Origin of the sequence: Streptomyces broussonetiae (assembly GCF_009796285.1) — a bacterium.
Taxonomy (GTDB): Bacteria; Actinomycetota; Actinomycetes; order Streptomycetales; family Streptomycetaceae; genus Streptomyces; species Streptomyces broussonetiae.
Genome location: NZ_CP047020.1, coordinates 5,636,503 through 5,654,224, shown reverse-complemented (window position 1 = coordinate 5,654,224; position 17,722 = coordinate 5,636,503). Strand labels below are relative to the sequence as shown.

The window sequence follows — 17,722 nt, the reverse complement described above, 5'->3', positions numbered from 1 at the left end:
AGAGGGCCGCGCGGGCCCCTTTCGCAGTCTCAGGTACCGGGCCGCCGCCCCCACACGTAGACATGGTCGCCCTTCTTGAGCACGTTCCACAGCGTGCGCGCGTCGCCGAGCCTCAGATTGACGCAGCCGTAGGAGCCGACGGTGGTGTAGATGGTGCCGTACACGGCGTGGAAGGCCTCGCCGCCGTCGAAGAACTGGGCGTACGGCATGGGCTGGTTGTACAGGGTGGACACATGGTTCTTGTGCCGCCAGTAGATGGTGTGCCAGCCCTTGCGGGTGGGGTGCCCCCTGCGTCCGCTGCGCATCGGCACCGGCCCGAAGACCACCTTGGAGCCCTTCTGCACCCAGGTGAGCTGCCGGTCCAGATCGACACAGGCGACGGTGTACGACCGGACGGGGCACTTCCTCGCCGCGTTCGGATTCCTTCTGGCCGAGACCAGCATCATCGTCGACCAGGTGACCGGCCCGGCGAACCCGCTCGCGGGCTTGATCCCGTGCCTGAGCTGGAAGGCGCGGACGGCCCTGCAGTCGGCGGCGGACTGCTTGCCGTCCACGCGCAGCTTCAGCCAGCGCTCCACCTGCCGCTGGTACGGCCCGGTCCGCTTGCTGCACGCCACCTTGGCGGCGGCGTCGGCGAGCGGCACGTACTCGATGAGGTCGTACGCCCCCGCCGACGCCTTCTTCGGCTCGATACGGTCCTCGCGCAGGGGCGGCGTGTACACCGTCGGCGGCAGCGCCTGGTCGGGAGTGCCGGCCTCCCAGAACTGCCCGTCCCCGGGGGCAGCACCCGGCACCAACTCGGGCGCGGGGCCGGGCACGGGGGCGGGGCCGGGGGCAGGGCCGGATACGGGAGCGGGCGCGCGGCCGGGCGCGGATGCCGGGGCGGGCTCGGACGCGAGACCCAGCACGGGGCCGGATGCGGAGCCGAGCGCGGGTACCGAGACGGACTCGGATACGGGGCCGAACACGGATGCCGGGGCGGGCTCGAACACGGATGCCGGAACGGGCTCGGACGCGAGTCCGAACACGGATGCCGAGGTGGGCTCGGACGAGGGGGCGGGCCCGGATGCGGATGCGCGGCCGGGCGCGGGGCCAACACCGGATGCCGGGGCAGAACCGGGCGCGGAGGCGGAACCGCGCGCCGGGACAGACCCGGATGCCGGGGCAGAGCCAGATGCTGAGGCGAGGCCGGGCGCGGGGGCAGAACCAGGCGCGGAGGCAGCACCGGACGCGAAGGAAGAACCGCGCGCGAGGACGGACCCAGGTGCCGAGGCAGAACCAGGTGCGTGGGCGGAAACCGTGGTGGTGGGGGCGGACGGCGCGGCGGCCACGGCGGTTTCTGCCGTCGGGAGGGCGGTGGCTGCGGCGAGCAGCGCCGCGACACCCCGGGACGCGATTCGTCTGCTGATCATGCGGTCAGCCAAACGCGCGGCTCCGCGGGATCAGCGGTGCCGCGCGGGAGGGGTCACCCGAGGGGTGGAGCCGGGTACGGCCCGTCGGGCACCTGCCCGGCCGAAGAACCCGCCCCCGCCCCGCCCCCGGCTCGCCTCAGTCCCGCACGTCCCGCCACGCCTCCGGAATCCGCGCCGCGATGTCATGCGCCCCCGCCGGCGCCCCGTCCGCCGCGAACCGCCCGGCGAGACCGTGCAGATACGCCGCCACGCTCCCCGCGTCCAGTGCCGAAAGCCCCGCCGCCAGCAGCGACCCGGCGAGGCCGGACAACACGTCGCCGCTGCCCGCCGTGGCCAGCCAGGACGTCCCCGTGGCGTTCACCCGAACCGCACCGCCCCCGGCATCGGCCACCAGCGTCGTGGAACCCTTCAGCAGCACCGTCGCCCGGTACACCGCCGCCAGTTCCCGCACCGCGGCCAGCCGTGCTGCCTCGACCTCCTCACGCCGTACCCCCAGCAGCGCCGCCGCCTCGCCCGCATGAGGGGTCATCAGCGTCGGCGCCGTACGCCCCCGTACCACGTCCCGCTCGGCCAGCCGCAGCCCGTCCGCGTCGAGCAGCACCGGCACCTCGGTCCCGAGCACCTCGACCACACTCGCCGCGTCGTCCCCGGCCCCCGGCCCGACCACCCAGGCCTGCACCCGCCCCGCCTTCGCCGGACCCCGGTCGGACACGAGCGTCTCCGGGAAGCGGGCGATGACCGCGTCCGCGGCCGGACCGACGTACCGCACGGCCCCCGCGCCGCCCCGCAGCGCCCCGGAGACGGCGAGTACCGCGGCCCCCGGGTAGCGCGCGGAGCCGGCCGCGATGCCGACCACCCCGCGCCGGTACTTGTCGCTCTCCGCGCCCGGCACCGGCAGCAGCCGCGCCACGTCGGCGTGTTGCAGGGCCTCCAGCTCGCCCTCGCCGGGCAGCTCCAGCCCGATGCCGACCAGCCGTACGACCCCGGCGTACTCGCGCGCCGGATCGATCAGCAGCCCGGGCTTGTAGGCGCCGAAGGTGACGGTGAGGTCGGCGCGGACGGCGGCCCCGCGCACCTCCCCGCTGTCGGCCTCGACCCCGCTGGGCAGATCCACGGCCACCACGGCGGCACGGGAGCACTCGGCCGCCTCGGCCAGGGCCGCGGCCTCGGGGCGCAACCCGCCCTTCCCGCCGATCCCGACGATCCCGTCCACGACGAGATCGGCCCGCTCGATCAGCGCCTCGGCAGAGGCAGAAGCAGAAGCAGAAGCCACCGTGCCGCCCGCCCGCCGCAGCGCGGCCAGTCCCCCGGCGTGCGCCCGCTCGGGCGCGAGCGTCACGGCCGTGACGCCGGCCCCCCGCCGGGCCAGCCGCGCCCCCGCGTACAGCGCGTCACCGCCGTTGTCCCCGCTGCCGACGAGCAGCACCACCCGGCTGCCGTACACCCGCCCGAGCAGTTCCGCGCAGGCAGCGGCCAGTCCCGCGGCGGCCCGCTGCATCAGCGCGCCCTCCGGCAGCCGTGCCATGAGGGCCCGTTCGGCCGCCCTTACCGTCTCCACGCTGTACGCAGTACGCATGGCACCGAGTCTGCCCCGCCACCCCCGTCCGTCACACCCGGGCCTCACCGGCCTCACCCCTCGGCGACCACCACGGCGGAGGCGACACCGGCGTCGTGACTCAACGACACATGCCAGGACCGCACGCCCAGTTCCGCCGCCCGTGCGGCCACCGTCCCCTGCACCCGCAGCCGGGGCCGCCCGCTGTCCTCGACATACACCTCGGCATCGGTCCAGTGCAGTCCGGGCGGCGCCCCCAGCGCCTTCGCCAGCGCCTCCTTGGCCGCGAACCGGGCCGCGAGCGAGGCGATACCCCGCCGCTCCCCGCCGGGCAGCAACAGCTCCGACGCCACGAACAACCGGTCGGCCAGCCCGGGGGTGCGCTCCAGCGACGCCCGGAACCGGTCGATCTCGGCGACGTCGATCCCCACTCCGATGATGGTCATGCCGGGCAGCCTACGGTCGCGCAACGGAATTCCTCCTGTGGGGCCGGGGGTGTCCGTCTACGCTCCGATCATGACGCCCAGGACCTATCTCTCCGACCTGTTCGCGCTGGACGGCCGTACCGCCCTGGTGACGGGAGGCAGTTCCGGCATCGGCCGGGCCATCGCCGGCGCACTGGCGCGGGCCGGCGCCCGTGTGGTGGTAGTGGCCCGCGGCGCCGGGCAACTGGCCAAGACCGTCGACGAGTTGACGGCAGCGGGCGCCCGGGCGGCCTGGGTCGCGGGCGATGTGACCACCCGTGCCGGGGTGCGTGCCGCGGCCGAGGAGGCGGCCGGTGTCTTCGGGGAGCCCGACATCCTCGTCAACTCCGCCGGGATCAACCTCAGGCCGCCGATGGGCGAGCTGGACGAGGACGTGTGGGACACCACCATGGCCGTGAACCTCCAGGCACCCTTCCTGCTGGGGCAGCGGTTCGGGCCCGGCATGGCGGAGCGCGGCTTCGGCCGGATCATCCACGTCTCCTCCCAGCAGGCCCATCGCGCCTTTGTGCACAGTGGTGCCTACGGCGTCTCCAAGGGCGGGCTGGAGTCGCTGGCCCGCTCACAGGCCGAGGCCTGGTCGCCGTACGGCGTCACCGCCAACACGCTGGTGCCCGGCTTTGTGATGACCCCGCTGAACGAGCGGATCTCCCGCGACCCCGAGAAGGTGGCCGCCCTGGCCGCGCGCACGATGACCGGCCGCAACGGCCTCGCCGAGGACTTCGAGGGCGCGGCCGTGTTCCTGGCGAGCCGCGCCTCCGCCTATGTCACCGGCCAGTCGATCTTCGTGGACGGCGGCCTCTCGGTCCACTGAGCAGAGAAAGGCCCCGGGCACCCCAAGATCGTCGCAAGTCCCGGCCTTGAGTGGTCCCTCGCGACCGGCGTTCCGTGCTCCCACGGAACGCCATCGCACACAACGGGAGGACCAGGTCTTGAAGTTGAAGTCCCTGGGCAGCGCGCTGACCACCGTGGCCCTCGTCGGTACGGCCCTGACCGGCGTCGTCGCCACTGCCGGCACCGCCGCCGCGGCCAACCCGCCGCAGAACCGCTGCAAGCCGATCGTCAACGTCCCGGCCAAGGAGACGGTCAACGTCCGTACCTCGCCGAGGACGACCGCCACCGCCGTCGGCATCTGGGCCAGGGGCAAGAAGGGCGCTCCCTGCGACGACGGCAAGGCCTGCAAGGGCGGCTCGTACAAGGCCTGCGGCAAGTCGACGAGCAACACATGGCTCTACGGCGGCGACAAGAAGACCGGCTGGGTCCCCGCGACCTGCATCAAGTGGTCGTAGCCCCACCCGGCGAGAGGCGAACGGCAGCCGGCGTCCACCCCTTCCTCCTTCTCACTCCACCGTGACCGACTTCGCCAGGTTGCGGGGCTGGTCCACCTCGTTGCCCCGCGCGGTGGCCAGCTCACAGGCGAAGACCTGCAGCGGCACGGTCGCGACCAGCGGCTGGAGCAGGGTCGGGGTGGCCGGGATGCGGATCAGGTGGTCGGCGTACGGCACGACCGCCTCGTCGCCCTCCTCCGCGATCACGATCGTGCGCGCCCCGCGGGCCCGGATCTCCTGGATGTTGGAGACGATCTTGTCGTGCAGGACCGAGCGACCGCGCGAGGACGGGACGACCACGACCACCGGCACGTCCTCCTCGATCAGCGCGATCGGCCCGTGCTTCAGCTCGCCCGCCGCGAAGCCCTCGGCGTGCATGTAGGCGAGTTCCTTGAGCTTCAGGGCACCTTCCAGGGCGACCGGGTAGCCCACGTGCCGGCCCAGGAACAGCACCGTGTCCTTCGAGGCCAGTGTCCGTGCGAGCGCCCGCACCGGCTCCATCGTCTCCAGGACCCGCTCGACCTCCTCGGAGATCCGTGAGAGGTCCTTGATCACGGCCTGGATCTCGTCGCCCCACTTGGTGCCGCGCACCTGGCCCAGGTACAGCGCCACCAGGTAGCAGGCCACCAGCTGGGTCAGGAAGCACTTGGTGGAGGCGACGGCGACCTCCGGCCCGGCGTGCGTGTACAGCACCGCGTCCGACTCGCGCGGGATCGTCGAGCCGTTGGTGTTGCAGATGGCCAGCACCTTGGAGCCCTGCTCACGGGCGTGCCGCAGCGCCATCAGGGTGTCCATGGTCTCACCGGACTGGGAGATGGCGATGACCAGGGAACGGCTGTCCAGGATCGGGTCCCGGTAGCGGAACTCACTGGCCAGCTCCACCTCGCACGGGATGCGCGTCCAGTGCTCGATGGCGTACTTGGCGATCAGACCGGCGTGGAAGGCGGTACCGCACGCGACGATCACGACCTTGTCGACCTCGCGCAGCTCGGACGGGGAGATCCGGACCTCGTCCAGGGTGAGGGAGCCGGACGGGTCGATCCGGCCGAGCAGCGTGTCGGCGACCGCCTTGGGCTGTTCGGCGATCTCCTTGAGCATGAAGTAGTCGTAGCCGCCCTTCTCGGCGGCGGAGGCGTCCCAGTCCACGTGGTAGCTGCGGACCTGGGCCGGCCGGCCGTCGAAGCCGGTGACCGTGACGCCGTCCCGGCGCAGCTCGACCACCTGGTCCTGGCCCAGCTCGACCGCGGAGCGGGTGTGGGCGATGAACGCGGCGACGTCGGAGGCCAGGAACGCCTCGCCCTCGCCGACCCCCACCACGAGCGGCGAGTTCCGGCGCGCGCCCACGACCACGTCCGGCTCGTCGGCGTGCACCGCGACCAGCGTGAACGCTCCCTCCAGCCGCCGGCACACCAGCCGCATCGCCTCCGCGAGGTCCGCGCAGGAGGAGAACTCCTCGGCGAGCAGATGGGCGACCACCTCGGTGTCCGTCTCGGAGGTCAGCTCATGGCCGCGCTCGGCCAGTTCGGCGCGCAGGACGGCGAAGTTCTCGATGATGCCGTTGTGCACGACGGCGACGCGGCCCGCGTTGTCGAGGTGCGGGTGGGCGTTGCCGTCGGTCGGTCCGCCGTGGGTGGCCCAGCGGGTGTGGCCGATGCCCGTCGTACCCGTCGGCAGCGGCCGCTCGACCAGCTCCTTCTCCAGGCTGACCAGTTTGCCGGCCTTCTTCGCGGCGGCCAGCCCGCCGTCCGCGAGCACCGCGACGCCCCCCGAGTCGTAGCCCCGGTACTCCAGCCGCTTGAGTCCGGCCATCACGACATCGAGCGCCGACTGCGCCCCTACGTATCCCACGATTCCGCACATGCGCCGCAGCCTACGACTCAAGAACGGCACGAACAGGCCTCCGCCTGCCCGAAATCGGAAATTCCCACCGTCGTACGAAGGTCTTAGGAGGGTCCTTTTGCGATGGGGTGACCGTGCGCGTGACGGACCCCACCCACCGTCGAGTTCAAACTCCGTTAACAATGGAATGTGATCTCACCGGTCTCCCCCAGGAGCGTCCACCGGCACAGGCCGGAGGCGACTCCCTACGTCGACCTCACCCGTGCCGAGTGGAGCGCGCTGCGCGAGAAGACGCCGCTGCCGCTCACCGCCGCGGAGGTGGAGAAGCTGCGCGGTCTGGGCGATGTCATCGACCTCGACGAGGTGCGCGACATCTACCTCCCGCTCTCCCGGCTCCTCAACCTCTACGTCGGCGCCACGGACGGCCTGCGCGGCGCGCTGAACACCTTCCTCGGCGAGCAGGGCTCCCAGTCCGGCACCCCGTTCGTCATAGGCGTCGCCGGCTCGGTGGCCGTGGGCAAGTCCACGGTCGCCCGCCTCCTGCAGGCCTTGCTCTCCCGCTGGCCGGAGCACCCACGGGTCGAGCTGGTCACCACGGACGGCTTCCTGCTGCCCACCCGGGAGCTGGAGGACCGCGGCCTGATGTCGCGCAAGGGCTTCCCCGAGTCCTACGACCGCCGGGCACTGACCCGCTTCGTGGCCGACATCAAGGCGGGCAAGGACGAGGTCACCGCCCCCGTCTACTCCCACCTGATCTACGACATCGTCCCCGACCAGCGGCTCACCGTCCGCCGCCCCGACATCCTGATCGTCGAGGGCCTCAACGTCCTCCAGCCCGCCCTGCCCGGCAAGGACGGCCGCACCCGGGTCGGCCTCGCGGACTACTTCGACTTCAGTGTGTACGTCGACGCGAGCGCCGAGGACATCGAGCGCTGGTACCTCAACCGCTTCAAGAAGCTGCGCCAGACGGCGTTCCAGGACCCGGACTCGTACTTCCGCAAGTACACCCAGGTCTCCGAGGACGAGGCCCTCGACTACGCCCGCACCCTGTGGCGCACGATCAACAAGCCCAATCTGGTCGAGAACATCGCCCCCACCCGCGGCCGGGCCGCGCTGGTGGTCCGCAAGGGCCCGGACCACAAGGTGCAACGGCTGCGGCTGCGCAAGCTGTAGCGGCGCACGCTGTTGGATGGGCGCATGCTGCACCTGCGCCTGATCACCCCGCCCGGCACGACGGACGAGGTGGTGCGGCTGATCGGGGACACCGCCGGCGCCACCCATCTCGTCGTGCTGCCCGGGGCCGCCCGCGCCCCGTCCGGCGATGTCGTGCTGTGTGACGTGGCACGCGAGGCGGCAGACGAACTGATCGGCTCGCTACGGCAGTTGGGGCTGGACGACACCGGCTCCATCGCCGCCGAGACCCTCGATCTGTCCCTGTCCCGGCACGCCGACCGGGCCGAGGAGGAGACACCGGGCGAGGGCGCGGACGCGGTGGTGTGGGAGCAGCTGGAGGAGGCCACCCACGAGGAGTCGACCCTGTCGGTCACCTACGTCGCCTTCCTCACCATCGCCACCATGATCGCGGCCTGCGGTGTGGTGCTGGACAACGCGATCCTGATCGTCGGCGCGATGGCCGTCGGACCCGAGTTCGGACCGCTGGCCGGCTTCAGCACAGCCCTGGTCCAGCGGCGCCCCCGGCTCGCGCTGCGCTCGCTGACCGCACTCCTGGTGGGCTTCGCGGCGGCCCTGCTGGTGACGGTCGGCTTCACCTGCTTCATGGACGCCGTCGGCCTGTTCAGCAGGGTGCAACTGGCGGCGGAGCGGCCCAGCACCAACTTCATCTACCGCCCCGACGCCTTCTCCTTCGTCGTCGCGGTCCTCGCCGGCATCGCGGGCACCCTCTCGCTGACCTCAGCGAAGTCCGGTGCCCTGGTAGGCGTGGCGATCTCGGTCACCACGGTCCCGGCCGCCGCCAACGCGGCCGTGGCCTTCGGCTACACCGAGTACCGCCAGGCCTCGGGCTCGACGCTCCAGCTCCTGCTGAACCTGCTGGGAATCGTCCTGGCGGGGACACTCACCCTGCTGGCCCAGAAGTACTTCTGGAGGCGCCACCGGCAACGGGCCTGAGAGGCCCGGCCTGCCCTACCCCAACGCGGACTTCACCGCATCGGCCAGCCGCCCCGCCACCGACCGCGCCTGATCGATGTCCGCGGCCTCGACCATCACGCGAACCAACGGCTCGGTACCCGAAGGACGGAGCAACACCCGGCCCGTCTCCCCGAGTTCCCGCTCCGCCTCGGCGACGGCGGCAGCGAGGTCGGCCGACGTACGCACCCGCGACCTGTCCACGTCGGGCACATTGACCAGTACCTGCGGCAGCCGCTCCATCACCGAGGCGAGCTCCCGCAGCGACCGCCCGGTCTCCGCGACCCGGGCGGCGAGCAGCAGCCCGGTCAGCGTGCCGTCACCGGTGGTCGCGTGGTCGAGGATGATCACGTGCCCGGACTGCTCGCCGCCGAGGGCGTAGTCGTGCTCCTTCATCTCCTCGAGCACATACCGGTCGCCGACAGCCGTCTGCACGAGCCGGATCCCGGCCTGCTCCATCGCCAGCTTGAAGCCCAGGTTGGACATCACGGTGGCCACGACCGTGCCGGCCCGCAGCTCGTCGCGTTCCCGCAGCGCCAGCGCGAGCACCGACAGGATCTGGTCGCCGTCGACCTCCTCGCCGGTGTGGTCCACGGCCAGGCAGCGGTCGGCGTCGCCGTCGTGCGCGATACCGAAGTCCGCGCCGTGCCCCAGGACCGCGGCCTTCAGCTTGTCGAGGTGGGTCGAGCCGCACCCGTCGTTGATGTTGAGCCCGTCCGGCTCCGTGCCGATCGTGACGATCTCGGCACCCGCCCGGGAGAACGCCTCCGGCGAGACCCCCGAGGCCGCGCCGTGCGCTTCGTCCAGAACGATCTTCAGCCCGTCGAGCCGGTTGGGCAGGACGTTCAGCAGATGGCCGACGTACTGCTCGAAGCCCTCGTCGTAGGGACGCACCCGTCCGACCCCGGCACCGGTCGGCCGCTCCCACGGCTCGCCGTGCCGGTGGGACTCGTACACCGCCTCGATCCTGTCCTCCAGCTCGTCGGCGAGCTTGTGGCCGCCGCGGGCGAAGAACTTGACGCCGTTGTCCGGCATGGCGTTGTGGCTGGCGGAGAGCATCACGCCCAGGTCGGCACCGAGCGCACCGGTCAGATACGCCACCGCGGGCGTCGGCAGCACGCCGACCTGCAGCACGTCCACACCGGCGCTCGCGAGGCCGGCGACCACGGCAGCCTCGAGGAACTCCCCGGACGCGCGCGGGTCCCGTCCGACCACCGCAGTCGGCCGGTGGCCCTCGAAGGTGCCCGCCTCGGCCAGCACGTGCGCCGCGGCGACGGAGAGGCCCAGCGCCATCTCGGCGGTCAGGTCCGCGTTGGCGACACCGCGCACGCCGTCCGTACCGAAGAGTCGTCCCACTTGTCCTCCTGAGCAAACGTCGTTTCGGAGTCGGTGCGACAGGCACGCATTCCGGCATCCGATCACACGAGCCGTTGAGCGTCTTGTGTCGTTATACGCCCTCGGCTGGGATAAACGAACGCCCCGACGGCACATGTGGCGTGCCGCCGGGGCGTTCGGAGTACGAGCAGGCAGCTGCTGTTTAGCGCTTGCTGTACTGCGGCGCCTTGCGGGCCTTCTTGAGACCGGCCTTCTTGCGCTCGACCGCACGGTCGTCGCGCTTGAGGAAGCCGGCCTTCTTGAGCGGGCCGCGGTTGTTGTCGACGTCGGCCTCGTTCAGCGCACGGGCGACACCGAGACGGAGCGCACCGGCCTGACCGGAGACACCGCCACCCGCGATGCGGGCGATGACGTCGTAACGACCCTCGAGCTCGAGCACCTTGAAGGGCTCGTTGACTTCCTGCTGGTGCACCTTGTTCGGGAAGTAGTCCTCGAGGGTGCGACCGTTGATCTTCCACTTGCCGGTACCCGGAACGATCCGGACGCGGGCGATGGCGTTCTTGCGGCGGCCCAGGCCGGCGGCGGGCTGGGGCTCACCGAAGCGCGAGGCGAGGGACTCGGAGGTGTACTCACCCTCCACCGGAACCTCGGACTCGGTGGTGTAGCTCTCGATGTCTTCGATCTCTTCGATCGGCTGCTCGGCAGTGGTCTCGGCCACGATTCTCCTCAGATTCTCTTCAGTCTTAGGGGGTGGCCGGACTTACTGCGCGACCTGGGTGATCTCGAACGGCACCGGCTGCTGCGCAGCGTGCGGGTGCACGTCACCCTTGTAGACCTTCAGCTTCGAGAGCATCTGACGGCCCAGAGTGTTCTTGGGGAGCATGCCCTTGACGGCCTTCTCGATGGCCTTCTCGGGGTTCTTGTCGAGCAGCTCGTCGTAACGGACGGAGCGCAGACCACCCGGGTAGCCGGAGTGGCGGTACGCCATCTTCTGGGTCCGCTTGTTGCCGGACAGGTGCACCTTGTCGGCGTTGATGATGATGACGAAGTCACCGGTGTCGACGTGGGGCGCGTAGATCGGCTTGTGCTTGCCCCGCAGAAGGGACGCGGCGGTGGTGGCGAGACGACCCAGGACAACGTCCTGAGCGTCGATGACGTGCCACTGGCGCGTCACATCGCCGGGCTTGGGGCTGTACGTACGCACGGTTCGTAGCCTTCGCTTCGAGTGAATGGTCCTGAACAGGTCACCGAAACGATCACGACAGCCTTGACCGCACCGCGGTGACGCAAACCGCGTGCTGATCGCTGGTCATCGGCCCGGTGGACCGGTGTAAGGGCCCGTCCCGTGAGAATGAGCAAGCCAATACACAACGAAGAAGCAGGTTACCTGCAGGGCCCCGGACGGGTCAAAACGACGCTCTTCCCGGTCACACCGGCGGACAAACGTGGCATGCCGCCGCAGGCGCTCCGGCACCCCGGGCGCCCCGTCTAAGATGCGCCCCATGAGTTACGGGCAGGGGGGACCCCAGTCTCAGTGGGATCCCTGGAAACCTAATTCCCAGCAGCCCTGGAACAGCGGCGACGACGGGACTCCGGACTGGGCCGCGCTCGCGGAGGCCTCCGAGACCCGCACCAAGCGCCGCAGGCTGCTGTTCATCGGCGGCGGCGCGCTCGCCGCGATAGCCGTCGGCACCGCCGTGGCCATGGCCGTGGCGTCCGCGAACGGCAGCGACAACGCGTCGGGCAACCCGACCAAACTGCCGGCCAGCGCCTCCGCGCCGAACGGCTCGGCCACGCCGTCCTTCGCGCCCACCAGCGCCCCTCCGCCGCTGGACCCGAAGGAATTCATCTCCAGCGCCAAGAAGGACAAGGCCCCGATCAGCGCCGCCACCCTCTTCCCGGGCACCCAGCTGACCGTGGGGAACACGGTGTACAAGAAGGGCGCCACGGCCGACACCACCAGCTGCGCCTCCGCCGCCGGCGGCAACCTGCCCAAGATCCTCACCGCCGGCGGCTGCACCCGGCTGATCCGCGCGACCTACAGCAGCGGCGGCGGCATCGCGGTCACCGTCGGCGTCGCCCTCTTCGACGGCCAGGCCCAGGCCACGAAGGTCAAGAACCAGGCCACCAAGAACGCCATGGTGCGCTCCCTGCCCGGCAAGGGCGTCAAGGACTTCTGCAACGCCGCGGTCTGTCTGACCACCGCGAACTCCGTCGGCCGCTACGCCTACTTCACCACCGTCGGCTTCACCGACGGCAAGAACGTGACCAACAAGGACACGAAGATCTTCGGCGTCGGCAACGACCTGCAGCAGTTCACCTTCGACCAGATCTACCGCCGCGGCCAGGCCCAGGCCTCCACGGCGGCGAACCAGTAGCTCAGCAGCACCCCGCCGACGGCAGCGAACGCTTGTTCCGCGCCTCCTTGCTGCGCGCGGCCAGCAGCTCGTCGGCGGGGTAGCCGACCTCCTCCAGGGTCAGCCCGTGCGGCCGTACGACGTGTACGGCGGAGTCCCGCACCCCCGCGGCCAGCACCTTCCCGGGCCACTGCGGGTCGCGGTGCCCGTCTCCGACGAACAGCAGCGCGCCGATCAGCGAGCGCACCATGTTGTGGCAGAAGGCGTCGGCACGCACGGTGGCGGTGATGATCCCGTCGGACCCGCGCACGAGACTCAGCTCCTGAAGGGTGCGAATGGTGGTCGCCCCCTCCCGCTTCTTGCAGTAGGCGGCGAAGTCGTGCTCACCGAGCAGGTGCCGGGCCGCCTCGTTCATGGCGTCCGCGTCGAGCGGCCAGTCGTGCCAGAGAACGTGGTTGCGCAGCAGGGGGTCCACGCCCCCGGGGTTGTCGGTGACCCGGTACGCATAGCGCCGCCAGACCGCCGAGAACCGCGCGTTGAAGCCGGCCGGAGCCGGCCTGAGCGCCCACACCCGCACGTCCTTGGGCAGCCGCCCGGCGAGCCGCTTGAGGAGCTTGTCGTGATGCTCCCGCCAGACGCCCTCGGGCAGGTCCACGTGCGCCACCTGGCCCCGCGCGTGCACCCCGGCGTCGGTGCGTCCGGCCACGGTCAGCTCGTACGTCTCCCGGGACCGCGTGACGGTCCGCAGCGCGTCCTCGATCTCCCCCTGCACCGTCCGCCTGCCGCCGGCCTGCTTGGCCCAGCCGTGGAAGTCGGTCCCGTCGTAGGACAGGTCGAGGCGGACACGCACGTGGCCGGGCTGTACTTCGTCACTCACACAGAGATCCTCTCAGGTGCAGAAAAAGCGGGCCCGCCCCTAAGGGCGGACCCGCTTTCCGCGTCAGGCAGAGCCTCAGGCGTCCTTCGACTCCTCGGCGGCAGCCTCGGTGGCCTCCTCGGCCGGAGCCTCGGTGGTCTCCGCGGCCTTGGCCTCATCGGCCTCCTTGACCGCACGCTTGGTGGCGGCCTCGGCCTCGCCGGTGGCCTGCTGCGCAACCGTCAGCGCCTCGACCAGCTCGATGACGGCCATGGGCGCGTTGTCGCCACGGCGGTTACCGATCTTGGTGATGCGGGTGTAGCCACCGGGACGGTTCTCGTACCGCGGGCCGATCTCGGTGAAGAGCGTGTGGACGATGCTCTTGTCCGTGATGACCTGGAGCACCTGACGGCGGTTGTGAAGGTCGCCCTTCTTCGCCTTGGTGACCAGACGCTCGGCGTACGGGCGCAGGCGGCGGGCCTTCGCCTCGGTGGTGGTGATACGGCCGTGCTCGAAGAGGCTCTTCGCGAGGTTCGCGAGGAGCAGCTTCTCGTGCGCGGCGCTGCCGCCCAGACGGGCACCCTTGGTGGGCTTCGGCATGGTTCTTCTCCTGTGTGTCTGCCCCGGCCGTGTCAGGTACCGGGGTCAGTATCCGAGCAGACGGTTGTCTGTCGGAGATCCAGGCTCCCCGAAGGGGGCCTGGAAGGGGCGCGGGGAACTGCGCGACCAGCCACAACCGGTCCGCAGACGCAGTACGGCCTCCCCGCGGAGCGCTTAGTACTGCTCGGTCTCGACGAACCCGGCGTCCGCGTCGTCGTCCGCACCGAAGGCGTCCGCGGCGGCGGTCGGGTCGAATCCGGGCGGGCTGTCCTTGAGCGCCAGGCCCATGCCGGCCAGCTTCGCCTTGACCTCGTCGATGGACTTCGCACCGAAGTTGCGGATGTCCAGCAGGTCGGCCTCGGAGCGCGCGACCAGCTCACCCACGGAGTGGATGCCCTCACGCTTGAGGCAGTTGTAGGAGCGGACGGTGAGTTCCAGCTCCTCGATCGGCAGCGCGAGGTCGGCGGCCAGGGCGGCGTCCGTGGGGGACGGGCCCATGTCGATGCCCTCGGCGTCGATGTTCAGCTCGCGGGCGAGACCGAACAGCTCGACCAGGGTCTTGCCGGCGGACGCCATGGCGTCGCGCGGGCGCATGGCCTGCTTGGTCTCGACGTCGACGATCAGCTTGTCGAAATCGGTGCGCTGCTCGACACGCGTGGCCTCGACCTTGTACGTGACCTTGAGCACCGGCGAGTAGATGGAGTCGACCGGGATACGGCCGATCTCCTGGCCCACCTGCTTGTTCTGCACGGCGGAGACGTAGCCGCGACCGCGCTCGACGGTCAGCTCCATCTCCAGCTTGCCCTTGCCGTTGAGCGTGGCGAGGACGAGGTCGGGGTTGTGCACCTCGACACCGGCCGGGGGCGCGATGTCGGCGGCGGTGACCAGACCCGGGCCCTGCTTGCGCAGGTACATCACGACCGGCTCGTCGTGCTCCGAGGAGACGACCAGCTGCTTGATGTTGAGGATCAGGTCGGTGACGTCCTCCTTGACGCCCGGCACGGTGGTGAACTCGTGCAGGACACCGTCGATGCGGATGCTGGTGACAGCAGCGCCGGGGATCGAGGACAGGAGGGTACGGCGCAGGGAGTTGCCGAGGGTGTAGCCGAAGCCCGGCTCCAGCGGCTCGATCACGAACCGGGAGCGGAACTCGTCGACGACCTCTTCGGTCAACGAGGGACGCTGAGCGATCAGCATGGAAAGAATCCTTCAGTCAGGGGCGCCCGCTATTTGACGCCCGACTCTGTACTGCAAGGGTACGGGCGGCACGGCGCATGTACAGCGCCGTACCGCCCGAAACCGCAAACCAGCGGAGCGCTACGCGTCAGACGCGGCGGCGCTTCGGCGGGCGGCAGCCGTTGTGCGGGGTCGGGGTGACGTCCTGGATGGAGCCGACCTCGAGGCCCGTGGCCTGCAGGGAGCGGATCGCGGTCTCACGACCGGAGCCCGGGCCCTTGACGAACACGTCGACCTTGCGCATGCCGTGCTCCTGAGCGCGGCGGGCAGCCGACTCGGCGGCCATCTGCGCGGCGAACGGCGTGGACTTCCGGGAACCCTTGAAGCCGACGTGGCCGGCGGAGGCCCAGGAGATCACGTTGCCGGACGGGTCCGTGATGGAGACGATCGTGTTGTTGAACGTGCTCTTGATGTGCGCGTGGCCGTGAGCGACGTTCTTCTTTTCCTTGCGGCGCACCTTCTTGGCAGCGCCCTGACGACCCTTGGGGGGCATCTATAACTCCTACGGGAGGTGGTCGGTCCTACAGCGAAGACCGCTGGACGGCGAGTCCGCTGCGGACTACTTCTTGCCCGGCTTCTTCTTACCGGCGATGGCGCGACGCGGGCCCTTGCGGGTGCGGGCGTTGGTGCTGGTGCGCTGACCGCGGACGGGCAGACCGCGACGGTGACGGAGACCCTGGTAGCAGCCGATCTCGACCTTGCGGCGGATGTCGGCCTGGATCTCGCGACGGAGGTCACCCTCGGTCTTGATGTTGTTGTCGACGTACTCGCGGATCGCGACCAGCTGCTCTTCGGTCAGGTCACGGACGCGAGTGTTCGGGTCGATGCCGGTCTCGGCCAGCGTCAGCTGGGAGAGGGTCCGGCCGATGCCGAACACGTAGGTGAGGGCGACCTCCACGCGCTTTTCGCGCGGGATGTCAACACCGGAAACGCGTGCCATTCAATGGCTCCTGGTGATCTTTCGGAGGTCTTCCACAGAACCGTGTCCCGGCCGCCGTACGAGGTACGAACCGGGTCCCCGGCCTCCGAACCGGGGGTGTCGAGCTGGATGGCTCGGGCTCTGCGTATGAACAAATTCTGCTCGCGTCGCGCGAATCTCTGCGATAGAGGTGCAGAGGGTGATGGTCGTGCGTCAGCCCTGGCGCTGCTTGTGGCGCGGGTTCTCGCAAATGACCATGACCCGACCGTGACGGCGGATCACCCTGCACTTGTCGCAGATCTTCTTGACGCTCGGCTTGACCTTCATGGGATTGAGGTTCTCCGGGTCAGTGCCACCACCCCGCCGAGACGGGGTGCGGGCAAGATCTACTTGTACCGGTAGACGATCCGGCCACGCGTCAGGTCGTACGGAGACAGCTCCACCACGACCCGGTCGTCAGGGAGGATGCGGATGTAGTGCATACGCATCTTGCCGCTGATGTGTGCCAGGACCTGGTGGCCGTTCTGGAGCTCGACCTTGAACATGGCGTTCGGCAGAGACTCGACGACAGTGCCCTCGATCTCGATGGCACCTTGCTTCTTGGCCACGCTTCGCCCTTCGAATCGACTACCTTGATCGACTCTCTTGCAAGCATGCGGACATGCGAGTGCACGAGAGCCGACGAGTCAGTCTACGTCGGCGCACCCTGAAAGGCGAATCGAGGAAGTCTGCCCTACGAGGGAGATCACTATGCAAGCGGGTCGGGAGCAGCCTGGATGCCGTGCTCGGCCAGCTTCGCCCGGCCGCCGTCGGGGGCGGTGAGGACCAGCGGGCCCTGTGGCGTCAGGGCCACCGAGTGCTCCCAGTGGGAGGACCAGGTGCCGTCCGTCGTGATGACCGTCCAGTCGTCCGACAGGACCTCGGTGCGCGGGGTGCCGAGGGAGACCATCGGCTCGATCGCGAGGCAGAATCCGGGGACCAGCTTGGGGCCCTTGCCGCGGCGGCGGTCGACGTAGTTCAGCAGATGCGGGTCCATGTGCATCTCGGTGCCGATGCCGTGACCGCCGTAGTCCTCGATGATCCCGTACTTGCCGCCGCCCGGCTTCGGCTGGCGGCGGATGTACGTCTCGATCGCACGGGAGACGTCCACCAGGCGGTTGCCCTGCTTCATGGCCGCGATGCCGGCCCACATCGACTCTTCCGTCACCCGGGACAGCTCGACCAGCTCCGGAGCGTGCCCCGAGCCCACGAAGGCGGTGTAGGCCGCGTCGCCGTGCCAGCCGTCGATGATCGCGCCGCAGTCGATGGAGATGATGTCGCCGTCCTTGAGGACGACCTCCTCGGAGGGGATGCCGTGGACGACCACGTCGTTCACGGAGGTGCAGATCGTCGCGGGGAAGCCGCCGTAGCCGAGGAAGTTCGACTTCGCGCCGTGCTCGGCGAGGACCTTGCGGGCGACCTCGTCCAGATCCTTGGTGCTGGCCCCGGGCACCGCGGCCTCACGGGTGGCCGCGTGGATGGCGGCTACGACCAGGCCCGCCGCACGCATCTTGGCGATCTGCTCGGGCGTCTTGATCTGCACCATGGGGGCCTGCGCTCTCCGTCACTCACGTCGACTGGGGTGTATCTGTACAACACTACGGCCGCGGCACCCCGAG

General features: G+C 70.2%; 20 protein-coding genes. 5 read left to right on the top strand and 15 right to left on the bottom strand.

Annotation, left to right across the window (positions count from 1 at the left end; all coding sequences use genetic code 11):
* Window positions 1-29: 29 nt before the first annotated feature.
* From GQF42_RS26280 to GQF42_RS26270, 3 genes are all read right to left on the bottom strand, one after another.
* Window positions 30-908 carry a L,D-transpeptidase family protein gene (locus GQF42_RS26280; RefSeq protein WP_375993824.1) on the bottom strand — a complete coding sequence of 293 codons (879 nt, stop codon included), beginning with the start codon at window positions 906-908 and terminating at the stop codon, window positions 30-32.
* Between the two features lie 640 nt (window positions 909-1,548).
* Window positions 1,549-2,988 (bottom strand): NAD(P)H-hydrate dehydratase, encoded by a 1,440-nt coding sequence (locus tag GQF42_RS26275; protein ID WP_158923806.1) that lies wholly within the window; start codon window positions 2,986-2,988, stop codon window positions 1,549-1,551.
* 53 nt (window positions 2,989-3,041) lie between these two features.
* Window positions 3,042-3,413, bottom strand: a complete 372-nt coding sequence (locus tag GQF42_RS26270; protein WP_158923804.1) for a holo-ACP synthase — start codon at window positions 3,411-3,413, stop codon at window positions 3,042-3,044.
* Window positions 3,414-3,483: 70 nt separating this feature from the next.
* On the opposite strand from GQF42_RS26270, the gene GQF42_RS26265 reads away from it, so the two are divergent.
* Window positions 3,484-4,263, top strand: a complete 780-nt coding sequence (locus GQF42_RS26265; protein WP_158923802.1) for an SDR family NAD(P)-dependent oxidoreductase — start codon at window positions 3,484-3,486, stop codon at window positions 4,261-4,263.
* Window positions 4,264-4,381: 118 nt separating this feature from the next.
* A complete protein-coding gene (locus tag GQF42_RS26260) occupies window positions 4,382-4,738 on the top strand; it encodes a hypothetical protein (protein WP_158923800.1) in 357 nt (118 codons plus the stop codon).
* 51 nt (window positions 4,739-4,789) lie between these two features.
* Here the strand turns inward: GQF42_RS26260 and glmS are convergent, their stop codons facing one another.
* The gene (glmS, locus tag GQF42_RS26255) at window positions 4,790-6,637 is read right to left on the bottom strand and encodes a glutamine--fructose-6-phosphate transaminase (isomerizing) (protein ID WP_158923798.1); all 1,848 of its coding nucleotides are present in this window, start codon (window positions 6,635-6,637) and stop codon (window positions 4,790-4,792) included.
* 168 nt (window positions 6,638-6,805) lie between these two features.
* Between glmS and coaA the strand changes: the two genes are divergently transcribed.
* Complete coding sequence (coaA, locus tag GQF42_RS26250; protein WP_158923796.1) at window positions 6,806-7,789, top strand: type I pantothenate kinase; 984 nt, start codon at window positions 6,806-6,808, stop codon at window positions 7,787-7,789.
* A gap of 24 nt (window positions 7,790-7,813) precedes the next feature.
* Complete coding sequence (locus GQF42_RS26245; protein ID WP_158923794.1) at window positions 7,814-8,743, top strand: DUF389 domain-containing protein; 930 nt, start codon at window positions 7,814-7,816, stop codon at window positions 8,741-8,743.
* Between the two features lie 15 nt (window positions 8,744-8,758).
* On the opposite strand, the gene glmM is transcribed toward GQF42_RS26245, so the two are convergent.
* From glmM to rplM, 3 genes are all read right to left on the bottom strand, one after another.
* The gene (gene glmM, locus GQF42_RS26240; protein WP_158923792.1) at window positions 8,759-10,117 is read right to left on the bottom strand and encodes a phosphoglucosamine mutase; all 1,359 of its coding nucleotides are present in this window, start codon (window positions 10,115-10,117) and stop codon (window positions 8,759-8,761) included.
* Window positions 10,118-10,298: 181 nt separating this feature from the next.
* Window positions 10,299-10,814 carry a 30S ribosomal protein S9 gene (gene rpsI / locus GQF42_RS26235; protein ID WP_158923790.1) on the bottom strand — a complete coding sequence of 172 codons (516 nt, stop codon included), beginning with the start codon at window positions 10,812-10,814 and terminating at the stop codon, window positions 10,299-10,301.
* A gap of 42 nt (window positions 10,815-10,856) precedes the next feature.
* Complete coding sequence (gene rplM, locus GQF42_RS26230; RefSeq protein WP_020941688.1) at window positions 10,857-11,300, bottom strand: 50S ribosomal protein L13; 444 nt, start codon at window positions 11,298-11,300, stop codon at window positions 10,857-10,859.
* Between the two features lie 298 nt (window positions 11,301-11,598).
* Here rplM and GQF42_RS26225 point away from each other — a divergent pair, with 298 nt between their 5' ends.
* Window positions 11,599-12,474, top strand: coding sequence for a hypothetical protein (locus tag GQF42_RS26225; RefSeq protein ID WP_158923788.1), 876 nt, complete (start codon window positions 11,599-11,601; stop codon window positions 12,472-12,474).
* A gap of 1 nt (window position 12,475) precedes the next feature.
* Here the strand turns inward: GQF42_RS26225 and truA are convergent, their stop codons facing one another.
* The 8 genes from truA to map form a co-directional block, all read right to left on the bottom strand.
* Window positions 12,476-13,330: a tRNA pseudouridine(38-40) synthase TruA gene (gene truA / locus GQF42_RS26220; RefSeq protein ID WP_158923786.1), complete on the bottom strand. Its 855-nt coding sequence runs from the start codon at window positions 13,328-13,330 to the stop codon at window positions 12,476-12,478.
* A 75-nt stretch (window positions 13,331-13,405) separates the two neighbouring features.
* Window positions 13,406-13,909 carry a 50S ribosomal protein L17 gene (rplQ, locus tag GQF42_RS26215; protein WP_158923784.1) on the bottom strand — a complete coding sequence of 168 codons (504 nt, stop codon included), beginning with the start codon at window positions 13,907-13,909 and terminating at the stop codon, window positions 13,406-13,408.
* Between the two features lie 174 nt (window positions 13,910-14,083).
* On the bottom strand, window positions 14,084-15,106 hold the full coding sequence (locus GQF42_RS26210; protein ID WP_003966937.1) for a DNA-directed RNA polymerase subunit alpha: 1,023 nt from the start codon (window positions 15,104-15,106) through the stop codon (window positions 14,084-14,086).
* 127 nt (window positions 15,107-15,233) lie between these two features.
* Complete coding sequence (gene rpsK, locus GQF42_RS26205) at window positions 15,234-15,638, bottom strand: 30S ribosomal protein S11 (protein WP_003956432.1); 405 nt, start codon at window positions 15,636-15,638, stop codon at window positions 15,234-15,236.
* Between the two features lie 66 nt (window positions 15,639-15,704).
* Entirely contained in the window at window positions 15,705-16,085 is a 381-nt protein-coding gene (gene rpsM, locus GQF42_RS26200; protein WP_020941684.1) for a 30S ribosomal protein S13, read from the bottom strand.
* Window positions 16,086-16,277: 192 nt separating this feature from the next.
* Window positions 16,278-16,391, bottom strand: a complete 114-nt coding sequence (gene rpmJ / locus GQF42_RS26195) for a 50S ribosomal protein L36 (protein WP_003998809.1) — start codon at window positions 16,389-16,391, stop codon at window positions 16,278-16,280.
* Window positions 16,392-16,450: 59 nt separating this feature from the next.
* Complete coding sequence (infA, locus tag GQF42_RS26190) at window positions 16,451-16,672, bottom strand: translation initiation factor IF-1 (protein ID WP_003948620.1); 222 nt, start codon at window positions 16,670-16,672, stop codon at window positions 16,451-16,453.
* A gap of 140 nt (window positions 16,673-16,812) precedes the next feature.
* On the bottom strand, window positions 16,813-17,649 hold the full coding sequence (gene map, locus GQF42_RS26185; protein ID WP_158923782.1) for a type I methionyl aminopeptidase: 837 nt from the start codon (window positions 17,647-17,649) through the stop codon (window positions 16,813-16,815).
* Between the last annotated feature and the right edge of the window lie 73 nt (window positions 17,650-17,722).